At 62.8% G+C, this 26,150-nt stretch carries 22 protein-coding genes; 15 read left to right on the forward strand and 7 right to left on the reverse strand.

The window, feature by feature from the left end:
• Positions 1–47: 47 nt before the first annotated feature.
• Positions 48–968 carry a translation elongation factor Ts gene (gene tsf, locus OOJ09_RS13080; protein WP_269905611.1) on the forward strand — a complete coding sequence of 307 codons (921 nt, stop codon included), beginning with the start codon at positions 48–50 and terminating at the stop codon, positions 966–968.
• Here the strand turns inward: tsf and OOJ09_RS13085 are convergent.
• A complete protein-coding gene (locus OOJ09_RS13085) occupies positions 958–1,923 on the reverse strand; it encodes a LysR family transcriptional regulator (protein ID WP_269905612.1) in 966 nt (321 codons plus the stop codon). The two genes, tsf and OOJ09_RS13085, sit on opposite strands and share 11 nt — an antisense overlap.
• Positions 1,924–2,026: 103 nt before the next feature.
• On the opposite strand from OOJ09_RS13085, the gene OOJ09_RS13090 reads away from it, so the two are divergent.
• From OOJ09_RS13090 to lpxB, 12 genes are all read left to right on the forward strand, one after another.
• Complete coding sequence (locus OOJ09_RS13090; RefSeq protein ID WP_269905613.1) at positions 2,027–3,133, forward strand: aldo/keto reductase; 1,107 nt, start codon at positions 2,027–2,029, stop codon at positions 3,131–3,133.
• Between the two features lie 148 nt (positions 3,134–3,281).
• Positions 3,282–4,004, forward strand: a complete 723-nt coding sequence (pyrH, locus tag OOJ09_RS13095) for a UMP kinase (protein WP_091574801.1) — start codon at positions 3,282–3,284, stop codon at positions 4,002–4,004.
• Positions 4,005–4,115: 111 nt separating this feature from the next.
• Complete coding sequence (gene frr, locus OOJ09_RS13100; RefSeq protein WP_015317784.1) at positions 4,116–4,670, forward strand: ribosome recycling factor; 555 nt, start codon at positions 4,116–4,118, stop codon at positions 4,668–4,670.
• A gap of 35 nt (positions 4,671–4,705) precedes the next feature.
• Positions 4,706–5,440 (forward strand): isoprenyl transferase, encoded by a 735-nt coding sequence (locus OOJ09_RS13105; RefSeq protein WP_269905614.1) that lies wholly within the window; start codon positions 4,706–4,708, stop codon positions 5,438–5,440.
• On the forward strand, positions 5,437–6,252 hold the full coding sequence (locus tag OOJ09_RS13110) for a phosphatidate cytidylyltransferase (RefSeq protein ID WP_269905615.1): 816 nt from the start codon (positions 5,437–5,439) through the stop codon (positions 6,250–6,252). The genes OOJ09_RS13105 and OOJ09_RS13110 overlap by 4 nt, the downstream gene beginning before the upstream one ends.
• Positions 6,253–6,356: 104 nt before the next feature.
• Positions 6,357–7,499, forward strand: a complete 1,143-nt coding sequence (gene rseP / locus OOJ09_RS13115) for an RIP metalloprotease RseP (RefSeq protein ID WP_269905616.1) — start codon at positions 6,357–6,359, stop codon at positions 7,497–7,499.
• Positions 7,500–7,716: 217 nt separating this feature from the next.
• The gene (gene bamA, locus OOJ09_RS13120; RefSeq protein ID WP_269905617.1) at positions 7,717–10,095 is read left to right on the forward strand and encodes an outer membrane protein assembly factor BamA; all 2,379 of its coding nucleotides are present in this window, start codon (positions 7,717–7,719) and stop codon (positions 10,093–10,095) included.
• A gap of 75 nt (positions 10,096–10,170) precedes the next feature.
• Positions 10,171–11,226, forward strand: coding sequence for a UDP-3-O-(3-hydroxymyristoyl)glucosamine N-acyltransferase (gene lpxD, locus OOJ09_RS13125; protein ID WP_269905618.1), 1,056 nt, complete (start codon positions 10,171–10,173; stop codon positions 11,224–11,226).
• Positions 11,219–11,686 carry a 3-hydroxyacyl-ACP dehydratase FabZ gene (gene fabZ / locus OOJ09_RS13130; RefSeq protein ID WP_256752815.1) on the forward strand — a complete coding sequence of 156 codons (468 nt, stop codon included), beginning with the start codon at positions 11,219–11,221 and terminating at the stop codon, positions 11,684–11,686. Before lpxD ends, fabZ begins: the two co-directional genes overlap by 8 nt.
• Positions 11,687–11,699: 13 nt before the next feature.
• Positions 11,700–12,533 carry an acyl-ACP--UDP-N-acetylglucosamine O-acyltransferase gene (lpxA, locus tag OOJ09_RS13135; RefSeq protein WP_269905619.1) on the forward strand — a complete coding sequence of 278 codons (834 nt, stop codon included), beginning with the start codon at positions 11,700–11,702 and terminating at the stop codon, positions 12,531–12,533.
• On the forward strand, positions 12,520–13,422 hold the full coding sequence (locus OOJ09_RS13140) for an LpxI family protein (protein WP_269905620.1): 903 nt from the start codon (positions 12,520–12,522) through the stop codon (positions 13,420–13,422). Before lpxA ends, OOJ09_RS13140 begins: the two co-directional genes overlap by 14 nt.
• Entirely contained in the window at positions 13,415–14,587 is a 1,173-nt protein-coding gene (gene lpxB, locus OOJ09_RS13145; protein WP_269905621.1) for a lipid-A-disaccharide synthase, read from the forward strand. Before OOJ09_RS13140 ends, lpxB begins: the two co-directional genes overlap by 8 nt.
• Positions 14,588–14,618: 31 nt before the next feature.
• On the opposite strand, the gene gltA is transcribed toward lpxB, so the two are convergent.
• Positions 14,619–15,947: a citrate synthase gene (gene gltA, locus OOJ09_RS13150; protein WP_091574775.1), complete on the reverse strand. Its 1,329-nt coding sequence runs from the start codon at positions 15,945–15,947 to the stop codon at positions 14,619–14,621.
• Between the two features lie 183 nt (positions 15,948–16,130).
• Complete coding sequence (gene gltX / locus OOJ09_RS13155) at positions 16,131–17,555, reverse strand: glutamate--tRNA ligase (RefSeq protein ID WP_269905622.1); 1,425 nt, start codon at positions 17,553–17,555, stop codon at positions 16,131–16,133.
• A gap of 101 nt (positions 17,556–17,656) precedes the next feature.
• On the opposite strand from gltX, the gene OOJ09_RS13160 reads away from it, so the two are divergent.
• The gene (locus tag OOJ09_RS13160; protein ID WP_269905623.1) at positions 17,657–20,119 is read left to right on the forward strand and encodes a ComEC/Rec2 family competence protein; all 2,463 of its coding nucleotides are present in this window, start codon (positions 17,657–17,659) and stop codon (positions 20,117–20,119) included.
• Here the strand turns inward: OOJ09_RS13160 and lexA are convergent.
• Both lexA and OOJ09_RS13170 read right to left on the reverse strand, forming a co-directional pair.
• Positions 20,113–20,853, reverse strand: a complete 741-nt coding sequence (gene lexA, locus OOJ09_RS13165; RefSeq protein ID WP_269905624.1) for a transcriptional repressor LexA — start codon at positions 20,851–20,853, stop codon at positions 20,113–20,115. The two genes, OOJ09_RS13160 and lexA, sit on opposite strands and share 7 nt — an antisense overlap.
• A 380-nt stretch (positions 20,854–21,233) precedes the next feature.
• On the reverse strand, positions 21,234–21,968 hold the full coding sequence (locus OOJ09_RS13170) for a GntR family transcriptional regulator (protein ID WP_269905625.1): 735 nt from the start codon (positions 21,966–21,968) through the stop codon (positions 21,234–21,236).
• Positions 21,969–22,133: 165 nt separating this feature from the next.
• Between OOJ09_RS13170 and kynU the strand changes: the two genes are divergently transcribed.
• Positions 22,134–23,381, forward strand: a complete 1,248-nt coding sequence (kynU, locus tag OOJ09_RS13175; RefSeq protein ID WP_269905626.1) for a kynureninase — start codon at positions 22,134–22,136, stop codon at positions 23,379–23,381.
• Between the two features lie 4 nt (positions 23,382–23,385).
• Here the strand turns inward: kynU and kynA are convergent, their stop codons facing one another.
• On the reverse strand, positions 23,386–24,222 hold the full coding sequence (gene kynA, locus OOJ09_RS13180; RefSeq protein ID WP_269905627.1) for a tryptophan 2,3-dioxygenase: 837 nt from the start codon (positions 24,220–24,222) through the stop codon (positions 23,386–23,388).
• Positions 24,219–25,844 (reverse strand): AMP-binding protein, encoded by a 1,626-nt coding sequence (locus OOJ09_RS13185; RefSeq protein WP_269905628.1) that lies wholly within the window; start codon positions 25,842–25,844, stop codon positions 24,219–24,221. The genes kynA and OOJ09_RS13185 overlap by 4 nt, the downstream gene beginning before the upstream one ends.
• Between the last annotated feature and the right edge of the window lie 306 nt (positions 25,845–26,150).

Here is a 26,150-nt window from a genome sequence, read left to right on the forward strand (position 1 = left end):
ATCGAGTACCGATGGTGCGTCGGTGCATTTAAAACAAAGAGGCGACAATGAGCATTTCGGCTGCACAGGTCAAAGAACTCCGCGACTTGACCGGCGCGGGCATGATGGACTGCAAGGCGGCGTTGACCGAGACCAACGGCAACATGGAAGAGGCCGTCGACTGGCTGCGCAAGAAGGGTATTTCCAAGGCCGACAAGAAGGCTGGGCGCACCGCGGCCGAGGGCCTGATCGGCGTCGACAACGGCGTGCGCGAAGCCGCCGTGGTGGAAGTCAATTCCGAGACCGACTTCGTTGCCCGCAATGCGGCGTTTCAGGAAATCGTCGCCAATGTCGCCAAGCTCGCTCTGGCCTATGGCACGACGGAGGCCGTGGCCGCCGCGAAGTATCCGGGTTCGGACAAGTCGGTTGCCGACACCATCAAGGACGCTGTCGGCACCATTGGTGAAAATATGGGCTTCCGCCGCTCCGCCAAGCTGACCGTTCCGCACGGTGCGGTCGCCAGCTACGTCCACAACGCGGTTGCCGACGGCCTTGGCAAGCTCGGCGTGCTGGTCGCGATCGAGACCACGGGCAATGAGCATGCCGCCAACGCCTTTGGCCGCCAGGTCGCCATGCATGTCGCCGCCACCAACCCGATGGCGCTGACCGCCGAGCAGATCGATCCGGCAGCGGTCGAGCGCGAGAAGGCGATCTTCTCCGACCAGGCACGCCAGTCCGGCAAGCCGGAAGCGATCATCGAGAAGATGGTCGAGGGCCGCCTGCGCAAGTTCTATGAAGAGGTCGTGCTGCTGAAACAGGCCTTCGTGCTCAATCCCGACATCACCGTCGAGAAGGCGCTGAAGGATGCCGAGAAGGAGATCGGCGCGCCGGCCAAGATCTCGGCCTATCTCCGTTTCGCGCTGGGCGAAGGCATCGAGAAGGAAGAGACCGATTTCGCGGCGGAAGTCGCGGCGGCGGTCAAGAAGTAAGGCTGCCTTCGGGCAATTTATCCTTCTGACGAGATTTTCGGCCGGGCGTCCGCAGGGGTGCCCGGCCGATTTCTTGCGCGGTATCGATGAAGGCCCGGAGTTTCGGTGCCATGGACGCTCGGCGCGGGAAATAGAGGAAGGCTCCCGGCTCCTCGATCGAGGTCTCGCGCAGCACCTCGACCAACCGCCCCGCCTCGATATCGGCTCGCACCAGCGGTTCGAACAGATAGGCAAGGCCGATGCCGGCCAATGCCATGTCGCGCGCCGACAGCGAATCGGTGACAATGGCGCTGCCACGCGTCTCGAAGCCGATATCCTTGCCGTGGTCGGACAGATCCCAGCGGTAGAGCGCGCGTGATCGCAGCATCCGGTAACCGATGCAGTTGTGCTGGGAGAGATCCACCAGCGTTCGCGGCTTTCCGTGTTGGCCGATATAGGCCGGGGAGGCGACAATGACTGTCCGGAACGGCGGGGTGAGGCGCACCGCCACCATGTCGTCCGCGATCATCTCGCGCAGCCGGATTCCGGCGTCGAAGCCTTCGCCGACGATATCGCTCAGGCGGTCATCGGTCACGATCTCGACCGTCACATCGGGAAAGCGCACAGCCATCGCCGACAGAACGGGCATCAGCGCCAGCGGCAAGGCCAGTCGTGGTGCATTGATCTTGAGAAGCCCGCTCGCCCTGCCCTTGATCGAGCGAATGCGCTCGATCCTGTCCGCGATGTCCTTCAGCGCCGGTTCCGCCGCGGCCACAAGCGCCTCGCCGGCCTCGGTCAAGCCGACGCTGCGCGTCGTTCGGGCAAACAACGGCTGGCCGATCCGTTCCTCCACCAGCCGCACCGCATGGCTGACGGCGGACGGGCTCATGCCAAGTTCGGCGGCGGCTAGCGCGAAGCCGCCGCGCCGCGCAACGGCGACGACGACGGGAAGGTGGCTGAGGAGATCACGATCCATTCATGCATGATATCGCATAGTCCATGCGGATAATACACCCTTATCAACCGGGACGGGCGGGAGCATCTACGCCGCATCGCCGCAATTGGCGAAGCAGGAGACAATGATGACCATGTACTACACCCTCGGCCGCAGCGGCTTGCGTGTCAGCAGGCTCGCGCTCGGCACCATGACTTTCGGTACGGAATGGGGCTGGGGCGCCGACAAGGAGACGGCGCGCGCCCTGGTCGACGCCTATCTCGAGGCAGGCGGCAATTTGTTCGACACCGCCGACCTCTACACCGGAGGCACGGCCGAAACCTGGCTTGGCGAATTCATCGCCGAGCGCGGACTGCGCGATAAAGCGGTCATCGCCACGAAATTTACCTACAACGCCGAACCCGGCAACCCCAATGCCGGCGGCAATGGCCGCAAGACGATAATACGAGCCGTTGAGGGTTCCCTGAAACGGCTAGGCACCGACTACATCGATCTCTACATCCTTCACACCTGGGACAGGCTGACACCGCCCGAAGAGGTGATGCGCACGTTGGACGACCTGGTTCGTGCCGGAAAGATCCGCCATGTCGGTCTGTCGAACGTGCCGGCCTGGTATGCGAGCCGGGCCCAGGCCGTGGCCGAGCATCGCGGCTACGAGCCGGTTTCGGCGCTGCAGCTCGAATATTCGCTGGCCGAGCGCAACATCGAGCATGAATTCGTGCCATTCGGCACCCGCCATGGCGCCGGCATCATGGTCTGGAGCCCGTTGGCGAGCGGCCTTCTCAGCGGGAAATACCGTTCCGGCGCGGACGGCAAGGCAAGTGGCAGGCTGGAAACGATGCGCGGTTCGACCAATCCCGGTTTCCAGAAATTCAACGACCGCAATTGGGAAATCGTCGCCGAACTGGAGAAGGTCGCCGATCAGATCGGCCGCAGCATGGCCCAGGTCGCGGTGAACTGGGCCGCGACCAGCCCCGGCATTGCGTCCGTGATCATCGGCGCGACCAAACTGGATCAGCTCAAGAACAATCTGGGCGCGCTCGATTTCGACATTCCGGCGGACCTGCGGGCGCGTCTCGATACCGTCAGCAAGCCGGTCACGCCCTTTCCCTATTCGTTCTTTGGCGCCGAGATCCAGGGCGGCATAACGGGAGGATTGGCCGTCGGCGACAAGCCGCTCGGCTACACGCCCGACCTTTTGATGCAGGGCAGCTTTGCCGGCGTTTCCTAGAAGATCGTCCCTGGATTTCCGCCTTGGGCGCCGCGTGACATCGCGGCGCCCTTCGTGTATCGGAAAACGGCATCGCGCCATTGTCGGGGCGGCGCCTGCGCGAGGGTAGCCACCCTGAACGCGCCATACGCAAAATGACGAGGCCCAGATGACGGTGAAGCCCCTCTACCGACGTGTCTTGCTGAAAGCGTCGGGCGAAGCATTGATGGGCGAACAGCATTTCGGCATCGACGTATCCGTCGTCGATCGTATCGCCGGCGACATCGCCGAGGCTCGCGCCTTGGGCATCGAGGTCGGCGTCGTCATCGGCGGCGGCAACATCTTTCGCGGCGTGGCCGTCGCCTCCAAGGGCGGCGATCGCGTCACCGGCGACCACATGGGCATGCTTGCCACGGTCATCAATTCGCTGGCGCTGCGCACGTCGCTGAACAAGATCGGCGTCGACGCCGTGGTGCTTTCCGCGATCGCCATGCCCGAGCTCTGCGAGAGCTTTTCGCAACGCCAGGCGACCGCCTACATGAACCAGGGCAAGGTGGTGATCTTTGCCGGCGGCACCGGCAATCCGTTCTTCACCACTGATTCGGCGGCGGCACTGCGCGCGGCGGAAATCGGCGCCGACGCGCTGTTCAAGGGCACGCAGGTCGACGGTGTCTACTCGGCCGACCCGAAGAAGGACCCGAATGCGACGCGTTTCGAGCGCATCAGCCATGGCGAAGTCATAAAACGCGGCCTCTCCATCATGGATACGGCAGCGATTGCACTTGCGCGTGAAAACAACATTCCGATAATCGTCTATTCGATCCACGAAAAGGGTGGTTTTGGCGATATTCTGAGGGGCGGCGGCCGCTGCACGGTCGTCGCGGACGATTGATCCGGGGCCGGATCCCGAAAAAAGGGAAACCGGCTTTCGAAAATCAGGCTCGAACACGGGGTCTTGCCCCCGAAGCAGTGAACCCGCGTCAGACGGGTCGAGGAGACTAGGATGAGTGGTGAGTATGACGATCTCAAGCGGCGCATGGATGGGGCAATCGCCGCGTTCAAGCATGATCTGGCTTCGCTGCGGACCGGTCGCGCCTCCAGCAATCTGCTCGACGCGATCCAGGTGCAGGCTTACGGCACCACCATGCCGATCAACCAGGTGGCCAACGTCTCGGTGCCGGAGCCGCGCATGATTTCGGTGTCGGTCTGGGACAAATCGATGGTCGGTGCGGTCGACCGCGCCATCCGCGAATCCAATCTGGGCTTCAACCCGATCGTCGACGGCACCAATCTCAGAATTCCGCTGCCGGAGCTCAACGAACAACGCCGCAAGGAACTGGTCAAGATCTCGCACGGCTACGCCGAGAATGCCCGTGTCGCCGCACGCCATGTGCGTCGCGACGGCATGGACTTCCTGAAGAAGGCGGAGAAGGACGGCGACATCAGCGAGGACGACCAGCGCAAGCGCTCCGACCAGGTCCAGAAACTGACCGACGAGACGATCAGCACCATCGATCACCTGCTTTCCGATAAGGAAGCTGAAATCATGCAGGTTTAGGGTCGGTCGGCAGCGGCTGGCTCGAAAGCGAGAACATGGCAACGCCCGCGCATGTCGCGATCATCATGGACGGAAACGGACGCTGGGCCAAGGCGCGCGGCATGCCGCGGCTTGCCGGTCATCGCGCCGGTGTCGAGGCGCTGCGCAAGACGGTGCGCGCGGCACCTAGTCTCGGCATCTCCTACCTGACTGTCTATGCCTTCTCGTCGGAGAACTGGTCGCGACCAAAGTCCGAAGTCAGCGACCTGATGGGCCTCCTGAAGCTTTTCATCCGCCGCGATCTCGCCGAGTTGCACCAGAGCGGTGTGCGGGTCAGGATCATCGGCGACAGGGCAGGGCTGCAGCCCGACATCCGAGGGTTGCTCGATGAAGCCGAATCGCTGACCGCCGGAAATGAATCGCTGACGCTGGTGATTGCCTTCAACTATGGTGGACGCGACGAGATCGTTCGCACGGCACGCAAGCTGGCTTCGGCCGTGGCGCGTGGCGAACTCGACAGCGAGGCGATCACCGCCGAAAGCTTTGCCGGCTGTCTCGACACGCATGGCATTCCCGACCCGGAACTGGTCATACGCACCAGCGGCGAGCTCCGGCTGTCGAATTTCCTTTTGTGGCAGGCCGCCTATAGTGAGCTCGTCTTCCTGCCTTGCTTCTGGCCCGACTTCAGCCGCGAGCACCTTGCCGAGGCCTTGCGCGAGTTTGCCGGCCGCGAACGCCGTTTTGGCGGACTCGGCCCGCAGGACGTCGCTTCGCGACCGGCCGCGAGATGAGCAATCTTCAGCTCCGCGTCATTTCGGCAATCGTGCTTGCCATCATTACCCTTGGCTTGACCTGGTTTGGAGGTCTGCCCTTCAGGTTGCTTTGCGCCGTGATGTCGGCGGTGATCTTTTACGAATGGACGCGCATGTCGCGCCCGACCGAGGGCACGGGCCTGGGTTTCCTGCCCGAAGCACTGCTTGTTGTTTTCATTGGCGCCTTGATTGCCGGCCTTGCCGCATCCTGGCTGCTGCCTCTTGTCGTGATCGTGGTTGCCGCAACGGCGATTGCCGCCTCGATTCGCAAGGCCGGACAATGGGATGCGGCCGGCCTTGCCTACGCCACGGTTTCCGGCCTGTCGCTTGCTTTGCTGCGCGATGGCGACCGCTCAGGCCTCGTTGCCATACTGTTTCTGTTCGCGGTCGTCTGGGCCACCGATATATTTGCCTACTTTGTCGGCCGTGCCGTTGGCGGTCCGAAACTGGCGCCTTCGATCTCTCCGGGCAAGACACGTAGCGGGGCGCTTGGCGGCGCTGCCGGGGGCATCGTCGCGGGGTTGATGCTGGCCGCCGCCGCCGGTGTCGGCAATCTGGCGCTGCTCGGCCTGGTGGCGCTCGCGCTTTCGATTGTCGCGCAGGCCGGCGACCTGTTTGAATCCTGGGTCAAGCGCCGCCATGGCCGCAAGGATTCGGGTACGCTCATCCCGGGCCATGGCGGCGTCATGGATCGTGTCGACGGGCTTGTCGCGGCTGCTTTCGCCCTATACGTCATCGGCTGGATTTCGGCGACCGCCGATCATCCGGCGCAGGGGCTGTTTCCCATTTGAGCGGTGGCATTTCGCGATCCGATGCGCACGACGCCTTGGATTCGCCCGGATTGATGTCACAGTCACGGCGCTACCTGCGCCGTGGAAGAATTTGAGGGCATGACTTGAACGAGATTCTTCACGCGATCTTCAGCACGGAAGGCTTCTTTCTCGGCACGCTCGTGCCTTTCCTGTTCGTGCTGACGGTGGTGGTGTTCGTCCATGAAATGGGCCACTACCTCGTCGGCCGCTGGTGCGGCATTGGGGTCAGGGCCTTCTCGATCGGCTTCGGCCCGGAACTCTTCGGCTTCAACGACAGCCACGGCACGCGCTGGAAACTGTGCGCGATACCGCTCGGCGGCTATGTAAAATTCGTTGGCGACATGAACGCCACCTCGAGCCAGCCTTCTTCGGAAGAGATCGAAACGCTGACCGAGGAAGAGCGCAAGGTCGCCTTCCATACGCAACCGATCTGGAAGCGCGCGGCGACGGTGGTGGCCGGGCCGCTGTTCAATTTCCTGCTGACGATCACCGTCTTTGCCGTGCTGTTTGCCGCCTATGGGCGCTATGTCTCGGAACCGATGGTGGCAGAGGTGACCGTCGACAGCCCGGCGGCGAAGGCAGGTATCCTGCCAGGCGACCGATTCGTCAGCGTCGACGGCGGCAAGGTCGAAACCTTTGGCGACGTCCAGCGCCTGGTTTCGGGCCGGGCAGGCGACACCATCACCTTCGTCATGCTGCGCGACGGCAAGGAAGTCACCGTGACCGCGACGCCGCAGCTGATGGAACAGGAGGACGCGCTCGGCAACAAGGTCAAGGTGGCCGTGATCGGCGTCGTCAACAACAAGGAACTCGGCCAGCCCCGCCTCGTCACCTACAGCCCCGCCGGCGCGCTGACCGCGGCGGTCGAGGAAACCGGACACATCATCCAGCGCACCGGCCAGTTCCTGCAGCGCTTCGTCGTCGGGCGCGAGGACAAATGCCAGCTGGGCGGCCCGGTGAAGATCGCCGACATGGCTGGCAAGGCGGCAAAACTGGGTTTCGAATGGCTTGTGCAACTCGTGGCGCTGCTGTCTGTGGGGATAGGTATTCTAAACCTTTTGCCGATTCCCCCCCTCGACGGCGGCCATCTGTTGTTCTACGGGGTGGAGGCCATCATCCGTCGTCCGGTGTCTGACCGGATGATGGAAATGGCCTATCGGGCCGGGTTGCTTCTGGTGCTGTGCTTCATGGGGTTCGTTTTCTGGAACGATCTGTTTGGGTGCTGAAATCATGAAGAAATTTGGCCTGAGCATGGTCGATGTTGAGACGCCGTTTACCATGCACGGGGATATGAGTGACGCGAAAGCCACGCCGCAGGGTTAAGTAAATACAAATTAACCAGAAGCCTTGCGTGTAGGGAAAATCCGGTTAATACGGTAGGGGAAATTACCGCACGTCCGGTTTTCTCGCCGTGGGGACTACGAGAAAAGGTTATTAAGCCCGATGAAGGCAGCATCCAAGTTTCTGAGCGCCGCTTCCGCGGTGGCCCTGTCTGCGGCTCTGGTCGTGCCAGGCGCGCTCGCAGTGCAGTTCGTTGCCACATCGGCGGCCGAGGCGGCTGTCGTCAGCAGAGTTGAAGTGAGCGGTAATCAGCGTATCGACGCCGAAACCATCCGCAACTACATCACCATCAAGCCGGGCAAGGCTTTCTCCAGTTCCGATATCGACAACGCGATCAAGGCGCTGTTCGGCACGGGCCTGTTCTCGGATGTGCAGATCAACCAGGTCGGCTCGACGCTGGTGGTCAAGGTTGCCGAATACAAGGTCGTCAACCAGGTGCTGTTCCAGGGCAACAAGAAGCTCAAGGACAATGCCCTTGCGGCAGCGGTGCAGTTGAAGCCGCGCGGAACGTTCTCGCAAGCGACGCTCGATGCCGACGTCGAATCGGTCAAGGCTGCGTACAAGCGCATCGGCCGGGACGACGCCGCCGTGACCACCCAGGTCATGGAGCTCGGCGACAATCGCGTGAACGTGGTCTTCAACATCAACGAAGGTGGCCGCACGCAGATCGCCGCAATCAACTTCGTTGGCAACAGCGCCTATTCCAGCCGTCGCCTTTCGGATGTGATCACGACCAAGCGCTCGTCGTGGATTTCGTTCGTGCTGCGCGACGACGTCTACGACGACGACAAGCTGCGCGCCGACCAGGAACTGCTGCGCCGCTTCTACTACAATCACGGTTATGCCGACTTCCAGGTCGTGTCCGCGGTCGGCGAGCTCGACAACACGACGAACAAGTACACCGTCACCATCACCGTTCAGGAAGGCGACCGTTACACGTTCGGCGACGTCAGCGTCGAGAGCACGATCCCGGAAGTCGACAGCAAGTCGCTGGAATCGGTGGTCGAGACCCACAAGGGCGACGTCTACAACGCCAAGGATGTCGAGAACACCATCATCGCGCTGACCGAGAAGGTGGCCGGTTCAGGTTATGCCTTCGCGCAGGTGACGCCGCGTGGCGACCGCAACTTCGAGAATCACACCATTTCTGTGGTTTATACCGTCGACCAGGGCACCAAGGCCTATGTCGAGCGCATCGAAATCCGCGGCAACGATCGCACGCGTGACTATGTCATTCGCCGCGAATTCGATGTCAGCGAGGGTGACGCCTTCAACCAGGTGCTCATCCAGCGCGCGAAGAAGCGTCTGGAAGACCTCGGTTACTTTGAGAAAGTCGATATCTCGACGGTGCCGGGTTCACAGCCAGACCAGGTCGTGCTGGTGGTCGATGTGGTCGAAAAGTCGACCGGCGAGTTTTCTGTCGGTGCGGGTTATTCGACCGGTGGCGACACGGCTGGCCCGTCCGTCGAAGGATCGATCACCGAGCGCAATTTCCTCGGCCGCGGTCAGTTCATCAAGCTGTCGGCGGGCGGCGGCAAGAATTCGCGGGACTACAGCATTTCGTTTACAGAGCCATATTTCCTCGGCCGGCGCATCGCAGCGGGCTTCGACGTCTACAAGTCGACCCGAAATTACAACAACTACAACAGCGACACGACCGGCGCGACCGTGCGTTTCGGCCTGCCGATCACCAACAGCATCTCAACTCAGCTGGCGTACAATATCTCGCAAGAGAAATACAAACTGAACGACAGCTGTGATGGGAATGGCGACGGAATCCCTGACCCTGGTTGCAATGTCTCCGCAGCTATCTTGGATGGTATCGCACAGAGTCCCTGGATCAAGTCGTCGGTCAGCCTCGGTCTGGTCTACAACACCATCGACGACATGAAGAACCCGCATGAAGGCATATATGCCAACGTGTTGACGGAAGTGGCTGGACTTGGTGGCGATGCCAAGTTTGTCAAGGTCACCGGCCGTGCCAGCGTCTACCAGACGCTGTCCGAGCAACTGGATCTGGTCGGGCTGATTTCAGGTGGCGCAGGTGTTGTCGAGGGCTACGGTAGCGATGGCGATCTGCGTGTCTTTGACCATTTTCAGAGCACGGATCGCATGATCCGCGGCTTCGCTTATGGCGGCATCGGTCCAGTCGCTGCAGGCACCAGCGGCGATCATCTGGGTGGCACAACCTATTTCAACGCCTCGGCGGAAGCACAGTTCCCTCTGCCGGTCATTCCTGAGAGCTTTGGCCTGCGCGGCGCGGTATTTGCCGATGCAGCAACGCTTTATGGCAACAAGATCAGCGATCAAAGCCAGGTCGATCAGTCGTCGGTTGGCATGAAATTGCGTGCCTCGGTCGGCCTTGGCCTGATGTGGGCCTCGCCGTTCGGCCCGATCCGTATCGACTATGCGATCCCGGTCAAGAAGGAAGCGTCAGACGACGTGCAGGAATTCAACTTCGGCATATCGACCCGCTTCTGATCGGCGGCCAACGATGCTCCCGGATCCCACAGATCCGGGAGAAATGTTCCGAACTAGCTGGATATAGCTTCTGGAATGACCGATCCGGTGTTCTTCGCGCCATCACGCCGGTATACGGCGGGCGAAGTCGCGAATCTGACCGGCTCGGTGCTTGTCGATTCCGGCCACTCCCAAATTGCGATCGATGCTCTGGCGCCAGCCAACGAAGGCGGCGAGAATGCGCTCGTTTTCGTCGATGGCAAGCGCAATTCCGCGCTGATGCCGTCGCTGCGCGCGGCGGCGGTGCTGTGCCCGGCGGAATTCGCCGGCAAGGCTCCGGCCGGCATTGCCGTCCTCATCCACCCGCGCCCGCAACAGGCATTCGCGCTGGTCGGACGACTGCTGTTTCCGACGGCTGCGACACCGGGGCCAATGACCAGTGAAACCGGTGTCTCGCCGCATGCTCATGTCGATCCGACCGCGCATGTCGAGGCGGGTGCGGTCATCGAGGCAGGCGCGGTCATCGGGCCGGGGGTTTCGATCGGCAGCCGCACGGTCATCGCACCCAATGCCGTCATCGGACAGTCCTGCCAGATCGGCCGCGACGGCTATGTCGGCCCGGGCGCCAGCATCCAGTATGCGTTGATCGGCAACCGCGTCATCATCCACGGCGGCGCCAGGATCGGCCAGGACGGCTTTGGCTTTGTTGCCGGCGCCAAGGGACCGGAGCGCGTTCCGCAGATCGGGCGGGTCGTTATCCAGGACGATGTCGAGATCGGCTCCAACTCCACTGTCGATCGCGGGGCCATGTCCGACACGATCATCGGCCAGGGCACCAAGATCGACAATCTCGTGCAGATCGCTCATAACGTTCGCATCGGCCGCAATTGCATAGTGGCCGGGCTTTCGGGTATTTCGGGTTCCGTTGTCGTGGGTGACAATGTCACCATGGGCGGCGGGGTTGGGCTTGCGGACCACCTGACGATCGGGTCTGGGGCCAAGCTCGCCGCCAGAAGTGGGTTTATGAGCAATGTCCCCGCAGGTGAGATCTGGGGCGGTTATCCGGCACAGCCAATGGCGGAAGCCATGCGCGAGATAGCCATGTTGCGAACGATGGCAAGGGCACGCAAGCAGGGCAAGGGAAATGGCTGATATGGTGGCGGCTACGACGCTGGAAGCGGTCGACATCATGGGGCTGATGAAGCTCCTGCCGCACCGCTATCCGTTCCTGATGATCGACCGTATTGTCGACATCGATGGCGACGAGTCCGCCGTCGGCATCAAGAACGTGACCATAAACGAGCCGCATTTTCAGGGACATTTCCCCGAGCAGCCGGTCATGCCGGGCGTGCTGATCGTCGAGGCGATGGCGCAGACCGCCGGCGCCATCTGCATCCGCAGCCTGGGTACTGAAAAGCCGTCACTGGTCTATTTCCTGACCATCGACAACGCCAAATTCCGCAAACCGGTCGTTCCCGGCGACCAGTTGAAGATCTATGTCAAGAAAATCAAGAAACGCGGCAACCTGCTCAAATTCGCTTGTGAAGCCATGGTCGACGGCGCCAAGGCGGCCGAGGCCGAGATTTCAGCCATGATGGTCACCAGCGACTGACGATCGAATGCTTATGAAAATCAAGACATCAATCCATGCTTCCTCCGTCGTGGAGGAAGGCGCTCAGATCGGCCAAGGCGTGCGCATCGGACCGTTTTGCCACGTTGGCGCCGATGCGGTGATCGGCGACGGCGTCGAACTGGTCAGTCATGTCTCGGTGATGGGCGCGACCACCATTGGCGCCTCGACCAAGGTCTATCCGATGGCGACATTGGGCGCGCCGCCGCAGAACACCAAGCACAAGGGTGGCCGCACCACCCTGGTCATCGGCAAGAACTGCACGATCCGCGAAGGCGTCACCATGCATCTCGGCACCGATTCCAGCCGTGGCGAGACGACGGTCGGCGACAATGGCAATTTTCTTGCCTACGCCCATATCGCCCATGACTGCGTCGTCGGCAACAACGCGACCTTCGCCAATGGGGCTACGCTTGGCGGTCACTGCGAAGTCGGCAACAATGTCTATATTGGCGGCCTGACCGCCGTCCATCAGTTTGTCCGCATCGGCGACAACGCCTTTCTGGGTGGCTGCTCGGCGGTCGTCGGCGATGTCATCCCCTATGCCATCGCGGTCGGCAATCGTGCCAGCCTGCGCGGCCTCAACATCATTGGCCTGAAGCGTTCCGGCCTGCCGAGGTCCGAAATCCATCTGCTGCGCAAGGCCTACAGGTTGATTTTCGATCGTTCCCGCACCGTTGGCGAGAACATCGAATTCGCCAAGGCGGAGTTCGCGTCGTCACCGACCGCCATGAAGATCATCGATTTCATCACCAGTCGCGGCAAGCGGCACTACGCGGTGCCGTCGCTCAAGGGCGGCGATGGCGACGATGTCGATGACGAAGACTGAGACAGCGCGAGCGGGTCTTGATCTTTCGCCGGGCGCCAGGATCGGCATCGTTGCTGGCGGCGGCAGCCTCCCGGTCGAAGTCGCGGTCAATGCGGCGGACCTGGGCTATCCACCCTTTGTCATCCTGATGGAAGGCGAGGTGGACCGCATGGCCGAGCTCTCTCGATATGAGCATGAAAGCCTCGCCCTGGAAGGTATTGGCTCGCTTATACCGCTGCTGAGGCGGCACCGGATCACCCATCTGGTGCTTGCGGGTGAAATCAAGCGCCGGCCGCGGCTGCTTGCGCTGCGCCCCAGCCTCGGCCTGCTCGCGGTGATCCCCCTGGTGGTCATGGCGCTTGCGCGTGGCGACGATGGCCTGCTGAAGGTCGTGGCACGAGGTCTCGAGGCGCGTGGAATTAAGGTTGTCGGCGCCCACGAAATCGTGCCGGACCTTGTTGCCGCCGAGGGCATCCTGACGAAGGCCGCACCCAGGAAATCGGACTGGCGAGACATTGAAGCCGGCCTTGCCGCGGCGAAGGCGATAGGCGCGCTGGATATTGGCCAGGCGGCGGTCGCGGTCGGCGGCCGGACCATCGCACTCGAAGGCATCGAGGGGACGGCCGGATTGCTCGACCGTGCGAAGTTGCTGCGCGGCCACGGCCGGATAGCGGGGAAGACCCGAGGTGTCCTGGTCAAGTGCGCCAAGCCCGGCCAGGAACTGCGCGCGGATCTCCCTTCCATTGGCCCGCGGACGGTTGAAGCGGCGCATGCGGCCGGGCTTGCCGGCATTGCCGTCGAAGCGGGACGATCGCTGGTTCTAGAAGGCCCGGAAACCATCTCGAGTGCCAACGCACTCGGCCTGTTCATCGTCGGTCTGCCTGCCGCCACGGAGCCGCATCATGGCTGACAAGGCGCTGAAGATCGCGATCGTTGCCGGCGAGGAGTCCGGCGACCTGCTTGGCGCCGATATCGTGCGTTCGCTCGGCCGGGCGACCGGTCGCGAGGTGCAACTCGTCGGCCTCGGCGGCCGTCATCTGCAGGCGCTGGGACTGGCATCGCCGTTCGATGCCGGCGAGATCGCCCTCATGGGGTTCAGCGCGATCCTGCGTGACCTGCCGCGCCTGATGCGTCGGATCAACCAGCTGGCCAAAACCGTTGTGGACGAAAGGCCCGATTGCCTCGTCACCATCGACAGTCCGGACTTTTCGTTGCGCGTCGCCAGGAAGGTGCGTGCGGCCAACCCTTCGATCCCGATCATCCACTATGTCTGCCCGAGCGTATGGGCGTGGCGGCCGGGCAGGGCGGCGGCGATGAAGCCGTATGTCGATCATATTCTCTGCATCCTGCCATTCGAGGTGAAGGAACTCGAGCGGCTGGGCGGCCCGCCCGGCACCTATGTCGGGCATCGCCTTACGCATGATGCGGGCGTGCTCGCGGCGGCCAGGGCGCAGGACCTGCCGCGCGACCTTGCCGGGGACCGCGTGAAGACACTGCTCGTCCTGCCCGGCTCGCGACGTGGCGAGGTGCGGCGGCTGCTCGACCCGTTCGGCGAAACGGTGTCGATGCTGCGCGCGCGCGGACATCGCCTGCGCCTGCTGCTGCCGACGGTTCCGCATGTCGCCGACCTCGTCAAATCGTCAGTCAACCGTTGGGATGAAAAGCCCGAGATCATCGTCGATCCCCAGCGCAAATGGCAGGCCTTCGGCAAGGCCGATGCCGCACTGATCGCGTCCGGGACGGTGTCGCTGGAATTGGCGCTGGCGGGGGTGCCGATGGTCTCGTGCTACAGGCTCGATCCCGTCGCCCGCGCCGTGGCGCCATACCTGCTGTCGGTCTGGTCGGCGCTGCTGCCCAATCTGATCGCGGACCGCGCGCTGGTTCCCGAATTCTACAACGAGTATGTCAGGCCGAACAATCTGGCCCGGCAGATGGAAGCGCTGTTCGCCGACAGCGGTATGCGCGCCTGGCAGAAGAGCGGATTTGCCGAGATCACCCGGCGCATGGCGACCGACAAGCCATCCGGCGAGATCGCGGCGGGCATTGTGCTCCGTCACATAAAAAAAGCGCCCTGACGGGCGCCTTTTCCACTCCAGAGAGTCTCGATCAGCGCTTGGCGATCGGCACGTAGTCACGCTCCGGTGCACCGGTGTAGAGTTGGCGCGGGCGGCCGATCTTCTGGCGCGGGTCCTCGATCATCTCCTTCCACTGGGCGATCCAGCCGACGGTGCGGGCGACCGCGAACAACACCGTGAACATGGTGGTGGGGAAGCCCAGCGCCTTCAACGTGATGCCGGAATAGAAATCGACATTGGGGTAGAGCTTCTTTTCGATGAAATAGGGGTCGGTCAGCGCGATCTTTTCCAGTTCCATGGCTATGTCGAGCAGCGGATCGTCCTTGATGCCAAGCTCGCCAAGAACCTCATGCGCCGTCTTCTGCATGATCTTGGCGCGCGGGTCGTAGTTCTTGTAGACGCGGTGGCCAAAGCCCATCAGCCGGAACGGGTCGTTCTTGTCCTTGGCGCGAGCGATGAACTCCGGGATGTGGTCGACATGGCCGATCTCGCCCAGCATGTTCAGCGCCGCTTCGTTGGCGCCGCCATGGGCCGGGCCCCACAGGCAAGCGATACCGGCGGCGATGCAGGCGAACGGGTTGGCGCCCGACGAACCGGCGAGACGAACGGTCGAGGTCGAGGCGTTCTGCTCGTGATCGGCGTGCAGGATGAAGATGCGCTCCATGGCGCGCGCCAGCACCGGGTTGATCTTGTACTCCTCGCACGGCACGGCAAAGCACATATGCAGGAAGTTGGCGGCGAAATTCAACTCGTTCTTCGGGTAAATGAAGGGCTGGCCGATGTGGTACTTGTAGGCCATCGCGGCGATCGTCGGCATCTTGGCGATCAGCCGCATCGACGCCACCATGCGCTGGTAGGGATCGGAGATGTCGGTGGAGTCGTGGTAGAAGGCCGACAGCGCGCCGACCACGCCGCACATCACCGCCATCGGGTGCGCGTCGCGGCGGAAGCCGGTGAAGAAGCGCGACATCTGCTCGTGCACCATGGTGTGGCGCGTCACGCGGTAATCGAAGTCGTCCTTCTGCGCCTTGGTCGGCAATTCACCATAGAGCAGGAGATAGCAGACCTCGAGGAAATCGCCATGCTCGGCCAACTGGTCGATCGGATAGCCGCGGTGCAAGAGGATGCCGGCGTCGCCGTCGATGAAGGTGATTTCGGACTCGCAGCTCGCGGTCGAGGTGAAGCCGGGATCGTAGGTGAAGGCGCCAGTGGTGCTGTAGAGCGAGGCGATGTCGATGACGTCGGGCCCGACCGACCCACTTCGCACCTTGAACTCATGGGTCTTGCCTGCGAATTCGAGTTTTGCCGTGGCCTCCTGGGTCTTGCCGCCAAATTCCAGTTTTGTCGCAGCTTCGGTCATTGCAAACTCCTTCTTGTTTCCTCATGCCGGCAGCGGCAAATTGTGCAAGGCGACACGTCGAAATCACCGCAATGCGCGTATTCGCCACCGCATTTCAGGAGGTGCGTGCCAGATTGGGCCAAGGCCTAATGTTGCACTGCGAAACCCGCCTTTCAATGCCAATCTTCTTGGGCCAGTTTGCTGCTAATCGATTTGATCGGATATGCGCGCCAGGCTTTCCTCGCGGCCGAGCACGGCAAGCACGTCGAACACGCCAGGCGAGGTGCTTTTGCCGGTCAGGGCGGCGCGCAAGGGCTGGGCCACGGCGCCGAGTTTATGGCCGCCTGCCTGCGCGTAGTCGCGGATCGCGGACTCTGCCGCCGCGGCCGTCCAGTCGCCTGAAACCGCGCTCAAGGCCTCGTGTGCGCCGCGCAGGATCTTGCGGGCATCGTCATTGAGCAAAAGCGCCGCCTTGTCGTCGATCGGCAGTGGTCGGGTGGCAAACAGGAAGGCGGCGCCATCGACAAGCTCGACCAGGGTCTTGGCGCGCTCTTTCAAACCTGGAAGTGCCGCCAGCAACTGGGCCTTGTTCCTGTCGTCGAGGCGCGCGGCCATGGCCGGGCCACCCTCGAGATAGGGCAAGGTGGCGATGAATATCTCGAACAGCTCGGCATCGCTCATGCGCCGCATATGGACGCCGTTCAATGCCTCCAGCTTGGCGAAATCGAAGCGGGCCGCGCCCTTGTTGACGTCGCCGATGTCGAACCAGGAAATCATGTCCTTGATCGACATAATTTCGTCGTCACCATGGCTCCAGCCGAGGCGCGCCAGGTAATTGAGCAGCGCCTCCGGCAGATAGCCCATGGCGCGATAGGCCTCGACGCCGAGCGCGCCGTGCCGCTTCGACAGCTTGGCGCCATCGGCGCCGTGGATCAGCGGGATGTGCGACATCGACGGCACGTCCCAGCCCATGGCGTGATAGATGACCGTCTGGCGGGCTGCGTTGGTCAGGTGATCGTCGCCACGGATGATGTGCGTGACACCCATGTCGTGGTCGTCGACGACGACGGCGTGCATGTAGGTCGGATTGCCGTCCGAGCGCAGGATAATGAAGTCGTCGAGATCCTTGTTGGGAAAGCGCACCTCGCCCTGCACGCGGTCGTGCACCACGGTCTCGCCCTCGGTCGGCGCCTTGATGCGGATAGCGCCCTTGACGCCTGCAGGCGCCTCGGACGGGGCGCGGTCGCGCCATTGTCCGTTGTAGCGCGGCGGCAGGCCCTTGGCGCGTGCTGCCTCGCGCATCGCTTCCAGTTCGGCAGGTGTTTCGTAGCTGTAGTAGGCCTTGCCCATGCGTACGAGTTCTTCAGCCACCTCGCGGTGGCGCGGGGCGCGCTCGAACTGCGACACCGGCTCGCCGTCCCAGGTCAGACCGAGCCAGGAAAGCCCGTCGAGAATGGCCGCGGTCGCAGCATCGGTCGAACGCTCCCTGTCGGTGTCCTCGATGCGCAGCAGCATGATGCCGCTGGTGTGCTTTGCATACAGCCAGTTGAACAGCGCCGTGCGGGCTCCGCCGATGTGCAGGAAGCCAGTGGGCGAGGGGGCAAAACGGGTGACGACCTTGTCGGGCATGGAACTCTCGGGAAACGGCTGAAGCGGGTGTGGATGCGCGGACTTTCGCGCGTTGCGCGTTCATGTAGCATAGGGTGTCGAGGGCGCAAGGGGCAGACCCGATGGCTGGACGAGGCTGGGGCTCGGATCAGGGCGAGGACGCCGCCATTGGCGTCAGCGAACGGTCCCTGTTTGCAACGCTTCCACCGGCCTCGCCGCGGTCGCCATTGCCCCTCGTGCCGAGCCCCGGAGACCAACCGTTTCAGGCGGATGTCTCCACCCCCGTTCCGGTTGCCGGAGCCGGCGCGATCGTGCGTCTGCACCGGCAATTCGGTCGGGTTTCGCTGCCTCGCCTGCGCCATAGCGTGGCCACGGCGGCGGGCCTCGAACTTGACCGGGGCATTGCCTTCCTGCTGGTGCCAGTCTGCCTGGCTGGCGGAGCGGTCGGCTACTTTTCTCTGGCGGCGGAGCCTGACTTTGCAAAACCCGTCGCGGTCGTCGCCCTCGCGGGGTTCTGTGCGCTTGTCTCGCGTCCCTGGCAGAAAACCCATCTGTGCTTCATGGCAGCGTTGTTATGCGCGCTGGGCTTTCTTGCCGGCAAGGTCGAGACGTGGCGGGCCGGAACTCAGATGCTGGGCTCGGAGATCTCGACGCAAGTGACCGGCCGCGTCGTCTCGCTCGACCAGATGGAGAGCGGCCGTATTCGGCTGACCATCGACGTGACGTCGACCGCCCGGCCGAAATTGCGCTATATGCCGGAACGCGTTCGGCTTTCGGCGCGTAAAATACCGGCCGAGATAACCGCCGGCTCCCTGATATCGGGTTATGCCAAGCTGTTGCCGCCGACCGGCCCCGTGCGACCGAACAGCTACGACTTTTCTTTCGATAGCTATTTCTCCGGCATAGGCGGCAGCGGCTTCTTCCTTGGCAATCCAAGGATCGTCGCGGCCGATGACGATGACATGCGGCTGGCGGCCCGTCTTTCCTCGGCGGTAGAAAATGCCCGCGAAGCCATCGCGGACCATATCAGGGGCAGCGTCGGTGGCGCCGAAGGCGAGATCGCCGCGGCGCTGATCGTCGGCGTGCGCGCCGGCATTCCCGATGAAATCAACGAAGCGATGCGGCGGACCGGCATCTATCACATCATTTCCATTTCCGGACTGCATATGGCGCTGGTCGCCGGCACCATCATGGGTTTGCTGCGCGGTGCCTTCGCCCTGTTTCCGGACTTTTCCGCGCGCCGGCCGGTCAAGAAATACGCGGCAGCCGCGGCACTTTTCTCGATCGCGGCCTATCTCATCATCTCGGGCATCGTCGTTGCCGCCGAGCGCAGCTTCATCATGCTGGCGGTGATGCTGGTTGCCGTGCTGTTCGATCGCGCGGCCCTGACCATGCGCAATCTGGCGATCTCGGCGATCGCCGTGATCGTGGTGTCGCCGCATGAGGTGGTCGGCCCAAGTTTCCAGATGTCGTTCGCCGCGACCGCGGCGCTGGTCGGGGCCTATGCCGGCTGGTCGGATTACCGCGCGGGGAAAACGAGACCGCCGCCGCCAAAGCGGTCGTTGCCCGGTTTCCTGACGCGAAAATTCCTGCTGGCGATGGGTGGCCTCGCCATGACCTCCATCATCGCCGGCAGCGCGACGGCGCTGTTTGCCATCTGGCATTTCCAGCGCGTGTCGCCGCTCAGCTTGTTCGCCAATCTGGCCATCATGCCGATCGTCTCGCTGGTGGTGATGCCTTTCGCCGTCCTCAGCGCGCTGGCGATGCCGTTTGGCGTCGATGGTCCCTTTCTCTACGTGATGGGCAAAGGCCTGACCGCGATGATCGCCTTGTCGGCGTGGATCTCGGAACGCTCGCCGATCGATGCCGTCGGGTTGATTTCACAACAATCCGTGCTGCTGGTGGCGATCGCCCTGGTCATTGCGACTATGGCGACGACATGGCTGCGGCTCTTGGCACTGCCATTCGCGCTTGCCGGCCTGTTGACCGTCTCGGATACGCGCACGCCGGATGTGCTGATCTCGGAGGACGCGAGGCTGGTGGCGCTGCCGATCGGCGGCGGCGAACTCGCGGTCAGCCGGGCGCGTCCGAACGAATTCACAGTTGACAACTGGAAACGCGCGCTGGCATCCGAAACCATTGTCGTGCCGGAGGTGTTCGACAAGGGAGACGGACAATTCGACATCGCGGATTCCGCCGAACTGCCACCGGGAGCGCCCTTCTATTGCACCGCCGGCGTATGTCTCGCCAGGCACCCGTCTGGCGCGATCATTGCGCATGTCGAGGACCGCAAGGATGCCTGGAAAGCCTGCGGCTTCGCGGAGCTGATCGTCATCAATGACGCGACGGCTTATGATCCCTGTCACGATCCGCTGGTTCTGGTCATCACCAAACGGCAACTCGCCCGCAAAGGCAGTGCGGCCGTCTTCTTCGATCGCCGATCGGCAATCATGCCAGCAACGGTCAGCTTCGCTGTGAACAGGCCATATCGACCCTGGCACACCCAGCGCAAATTCTCACGCGAGGCGAGGGGGTTGCCGCCCTATCGCAAACTTGAAAAGCAGCTTGCCAGCCCTGTTCAGTAGCGCCTGATCAGTCCGACGAGCTTGCCTTGCACCTTGACCCTGTCCGGTCCGAAAATACGTGTTTCATAGGCCGGATTGGCGGCTTCGAGGGCAATAGAGGCACCCTTGCGGCGAAACCGCTTCAGCGTCGCCTCCTCGTCGTCCACCAGCGCCACGACGATCTCGCCCGGGCTTGCGGTATCGGCATTGCGGATGATGACCGTATCGCCGTCGAAGATACCAGCCTCGATCATCGAGTCACCCTTGACCTCCAGCGCGTAGTGTTCGCCACCCATGATCATGTCCGGCGGCACCGAGATCGAATGCGTCTGATGCTGGATGGCGTCGATCGGCACACCGGCGGCGATGCGACCCATCACCGGGATCGACACCGCGGAGACCGCATCGTCGTCATTGCCGGCCGAGGGCATGCGCGAAGACGCCGGCTTGATCTGCCGGCCAAGGCCGCCGCCTTGACCGAGGCTGCCCTGGATGACGCTTGGCGAGAACTTGCGCGCCGCATTGAGGCCGGGCGCGATCGAATCCGGCAGCCGCAGCACTTCCAGGGCGCGCGCGCGATTGGGCAGCCGGCGAATGAAACCGCGTTCCTCGAGCGCCGTGATCAGTCGATGAATTCCGGATTTTGAGGCAAGATCGAGCGCTTCCTTCATCTCGTCGAAGGAGGGCGGAATACCGCTTTCCTTGAGCCGTTCATGGATGAACATCAGCAGTTCATGTTGCTTGCGCGTCAGCATGGCGGCCCCCGAGGCATTGAACGAGGTTTGAACCAGAATCGAAAAACAAACCCAGAACAAACACTATCTGTTCCAGTTGTGTTCCGCAACCGTTTAAAGTTTAGTGAATTTGTTAAGACGGCTGAAGTTATTTGGCGCTCGGCGGCGGGCCGTGATCGCTGCTCGCCCGCCGCCGCTGTGCGCTTGCACGCGTTGAAATTGTTTTGGTTAACGGCCTGTGGACCAGCCTGTGCCGAGGCTTGGCATCCGTCGCCGACAGACATCGGGAAGGGCTTTTTCACCTTCACCAATCGTTCACCCGCCGTGAACGAAACGAAGCCAAAACGCCAACTTTTGCCCGAGAAACGCCTATGTTGGCCTAGCCGCTGTCCGTCACTACGTCACCGCTTGTTTGTGCCGCCGTCGCCGGCATGGACATAGACATGCAGTGTATAGCCGATATGGGCTGTCATCAGCGCTTTCGCGCGTTCGATGTTACGATCCAGCGCCGCTTCCATGAGCGCGGTATGATGTTCGATCGCGACGGCCTGGCGCAACGCCTGCATGGCCTCCTCATAGCCATGCAGCAGGCCGATGGCCGCCCGCAACGTTGGCGCCAGGCCAAGGAAGCGGTGATGGCGACGCAACTGATCCGCGATGGTGGACTGGAAGTTGAGCAGCCAGGGGGATGTTGCCGCGCTGAGCAGCGCCGCGTGGAAAGCCTCGTGCCTTTCGTCCCATTCGTCGACCACGTCGTCGGATTGGTCGTCGACCGCGGTCTTGCAGCGCGACAGCCGGTAATGGGCGGTGACGACGGCATCTTCCCATTCATGACCGCCTTTCTCGATCGATTCCTGGAGCAGAGGCAGCTCAATCACCAACCTGGCGCGTGACAGGTCTTCCAGTTCGGCGCGCGAGACCGGAGCGACGGCGAAGCCGCGATTGCTGATGGAAGTCACCAGGCGCTCGGCCTCCAGCCGCGACAGCGCTTCGCGCAACGGTGTCCAGCCGATGCCATAGCCATTGCGCAGCGCGCTGAGCTTGAGCGGCGCGCCGGGCCTCAGGCGGGTCGTGAGGATATCGCGACGCAACAGCCTGTAGGCCGCTTCAGTCTTCGAGTGTCCTTCATCCAACATCGTTGCCCATCCGCGGAGTGCAGGCCTAAGGTTATATATCAAAGGCTTCCATGGCGTAAATTATATATAATATTTGACACAAACCAGCAGACTGCGCATGATCGGCACGCCGATTTCACTTGTCGTGTTTATCAGGGCGCGTTTATGCGCGGAGGACGATCGATCATGAATGCAGCTCCCGATCTCGCGGCAATCGAGGCGATGGATGCCGCGGATCCGTTGCGCTCCATGCGCGATCGCTTCGTCTTGCCGGAAGGGGTGATCTATCTCGACGGCAATTCGCTGGGTGCCGCTTCACCCGCCGTCTTCAACGAGATCCAGAAGGCCGCGACGCATGAATGGGCGCAGGACCTCATTCGTGCCTGGAACACCGCCGGCTGGTTCGACATGCCGGTCGCGCTCGGCGACCAGCTCGGACGCCTGATCGGCGCCGCCGCTGGCCAGACGGTGGTCTGCGATACGACCTCGATCAACATCTACAAGGTGCTGCATGCGGCGCTTGGCATGCGGCCAGACCGGTCGGTCATCGTCGCCGAGGGCGACAGCTTTCCAACCGACCTCTATATGGCCGAAGGCGTGGCCTCGACGCGACCGGGCACTGTGCTGCGGCTTGAGGGCGTCGATGCGCCAACCATCGAAGAGCTGATCGATGAGCGCGTCGCCGTCATCCTGGTCAACCACGTCAATTACAAATCCGGCCAGTTGCGCGACATGGCGACACTGACGCGCAAGGCCCATCAAGCCGGCGCGCTGATCGTCTGGGACCTCTGCCACACGGCGGGTGCCTTGCCGGTCGAGCTCGACGGCGCCAATGCCGATTTCGCTGTCGGCTGCACCTACAAGTACCTCAATGGGGGCCCGGGCTCGCCGGCCTTCATCTATGCCGCGAAGCGCCACCATGGCGATGTCCGCCAGCCGCTCAGCGGCTGGTGGGGCCATGCGCGGCCTTTCGCCTTCGAACAGGGCTATGCGGCCGGCGTCGGCATCCGCCGGTTCTTGTGCGGCACGCAGCCGGTATTGTCGATGCGGGCGCTCAAGGGCGCGCTGGACCTCTGGGACGAGGTCGACATGGCGGCGGTGCGCGAGAAGAGCATCGCGCTGACCGAGCTGTTCATCCGGCTTGTCGAAGCCAGATGCGGCGCCTTCGGCCTCGAACTCGAAAGCCCGCGCAACGGCAATGAGCGCGGCAGCCAGGTGTCGTTCCTCCACCCGCATGGCTACCAGGTGATGCGCGCCTTGATCGAGCGTGGCGTGATCGGTGATTTCCGCGCGCCGTCGACCATCCGCTTCGGCTTCACGCCGCTCTATGTCGGCTACAGGGACGTCTTCCAGGCGGTCGAGGTGCTGGAGGATATCCTGCGCACCGGCGCCTGGCAGGACGCCCGCTTCGCGGTCAAAACGGCGGTTACTTGAGAAATCAGAGCCGGGTGCGAACCGTCCACAGCTCCGGAAACAGGACGACCTCCAGCATCTTCTTCAGATAGGACGCGCCCGACGTGCCGCCGGTGCCGCGCTTCATGCCGATGATGCGCTCGACCGTCGTGACGTGGTTGAAGCGCCAGCGGCGGAAATAATCCTCGAAGTCGACCAGTTTTTCGGCCAGCTCGTAGAACATCCAGTAGCGCTGCGGGTCGCGGTAGACGGTCTGCCATGCCATCAGAACCGCTTCACTCTCGGCGCGTGTCTCACGCCAGTCCGTGCGCCTGGCGTCGGCGCCGATGTCGAATCCGTTGCGCGCCAGAAGCAGCAGCGCTTCATCGTAGAGCGATGGCTCAGCCAGGATGGCCTCCAGCTTCTGGCTGAGGTCCGGCCGGTGCTTGTGCGGGCCGAGCATGGCTGGGTTGCGGTTGCCGGCCACGAATTCGATGGCGCGATATTGCCAGGACTGGAAGCCCGAGGACTGGCCGAGCGCGTCACGGAACTCGGTGTATTCACTGGGCGTCATCGTCCGCAGTACGTCCCAGGCATTGTTCAACTGCTCGAAAATGCGGGCGACGCGCGACAGCATCTTGAAGCTCGGCTCGAGACGGTCCGCACGGATGGAGCGGATCGCGGCGCCGAGCTCGTGAAGAGCGAGCTTCATCCATAATTCCGAGGTCTGGTGCTGGATGATGAACAGCATCTCGTCATGTGCGGATGACAACGGCGTCTGCGCGTCGAGCACCTTCTCCAGGTGCAGATAGTCGCTGTAGGACATGCGTTCCTTGAACGACATCTGTGCGCCTTCGGACGCCGGATCGTATGGCTCGCTCAATTGATTTTCTCCGTGCGCAGCCGGAAGCGCTGGATTTTGCCGGTCTGGGTCTTGGGCAAGGCGGCGGTGAATTTCACCGATCGCGGGTATTTGTAGGGGGCGATCGTTGCCTTGACATGGTCCTGCAGGCGCTTGGTGGTCAAGGCGTCTGGCGCCACGCCTTGCACCAGCACGACATGCGCCTCGACGATCTGGCCGCGTTCGGCATCCTTGGCGCCGATCACCGCGCATTCGACGACATCAGGATGCGACAGCAACGCTGCCTCGACCTCGGGCCCGGCAATGTTGTAGCCGGCGCTGATGATCATGTCGTCGGAGCGCGCGGCGAAATGGAAGAAGCCATCCTCATCCTGGGTGAAGGTGTCGCCGGTGAGGTTCCAGCCGTCGCGCACATAGTCCTTCTGCCTGATATCGGCCATGTAGCGGCAGCCGGTCGGCCCGCGTACCGCCAACCTGCCAGTTGTGCCGCGCGGCACCTCGCGCATCTCTTCGTCGACGATGCGCGCCTCGTAGCCACCCACGGGCTTGCCGGTCGATGCCGGCTTCATGTCGCCGAAGCGGTTGGAGATGAAGATATGCAACATTTCGGTGGCGCCGATGCCGTCGAGGATCGGCTTGCCGGTCTTTCGCGTCCACTCTTCGAAAACCGGAGCTGGCAACGTCTCGCCGGCCGAAACGGCGACGCGCAGCGATGACAGGTCGGCGCCCTCATCCATGGCTTTCAGCATCGCGCGGTAGGCGGTTGGCGCAGTGAAGGAGATGGTTGCTTTGTAGGTCTCGATGATATGGATCATGTTGGGCGGTGTCGCCTGCTCGAGCAGCGTCGCCGCCGCGCCGAAGCGCAGCGGAAAGATGGCAAGCCCGCCAAGACCGAAGGTGAAGGCGAGCGGCGGCGAGCCGACAAAGATGTCGTCCGGCGTCACCTGGAGGATCTCGCGGGCGTAGGCGTCGGCGATGATCAGGAGGTCGCGGTGGAAATGCATCGTCGCCTTCGGCACGCCGGTCGTGCCCGAAGTGAAGCCGAGCAGGGCGACGTCGTCGCGGCCTGTGCTGACGGCGGTGAAGATAACCGGCTTGTCGAGAGCCGCGCGATCGAGTTCGGCGTCATGGTTGGCGGTGCCGTCGAAGCCGATGACCTGCCTGAGGAACGCGCTGTCCTTGGCGCAGGCGGTCATTTCGTCCATCAGCCTGGTATCGCAGAGCGCGATGGTGATTTCCGCCTTGTCGACGATCTTGGCAAGCTCGCCGGCGCGCAGCATCGGCATGGTGTTGACGACCACGGCGCCGACCTTGGTGGCAGCCAGCCAGCAGGCCACCATGGCAGGGTTGTTGGCCGAACGGATCAACACCCGGTTGCCCGGCTTGACGCCGTAGTTTTCGACCAGCGCATGGGCCAGCCTGTTCGTCCAGTCGGACAGTTCCTTGTAGGTGCGGCGGCGCCCATTGCCGATCAGCGCGGTGTGATCGCCGAGGCCTTTCTCGACCAGCCTGTCGGTCAGTTCGACGCCGGCGTTGAGGCGTTCGGGATAGTCAAAACCGTCGAGCAGGAAGTCCGGCCATTGCTCCGGCGGCGGCAGGTGATCGCGCGTGAACGTATCGATATGCGCTGAAGGCCCAAGCATCTCGCCGCTATCCCGTCTGCTGCCTGGCCAATGCGCGAGGCGCCTGGCCGGATATGGTGGATCTGAAGGTCCTGCTTTCCTAGAGGAGGCTTCGTGCCGCCAGTCGCACTTCGCTCGACGTCACCGGGCAGGGTGAGCGTCCGCAGGTTCCCGGCCGCACAGCAGACCTCCCATTTTGTCGGCTGTTCGTCAGGCAGGATCGCACCAGTCGAAATTTGTTTCAAGCCTAAAATGTTTTGAATGGAAGCATTGACGCAAGGCGCGGCGGTGGCCATTGCTAGCGCTGAAAACGATGCCGTTTGGGGG

The organism is Mesorhizobium qingshengii (assembly GCF_027563465.1).
In the GTDB taxonomy this organism is placed as follows: Bacteria; Pseudomonadota; Alphaproteobacteria; order Rhizobiales; family Rhizobiaceae; genus Mesorhizobium; species Mesorhizobium qingshengii_A.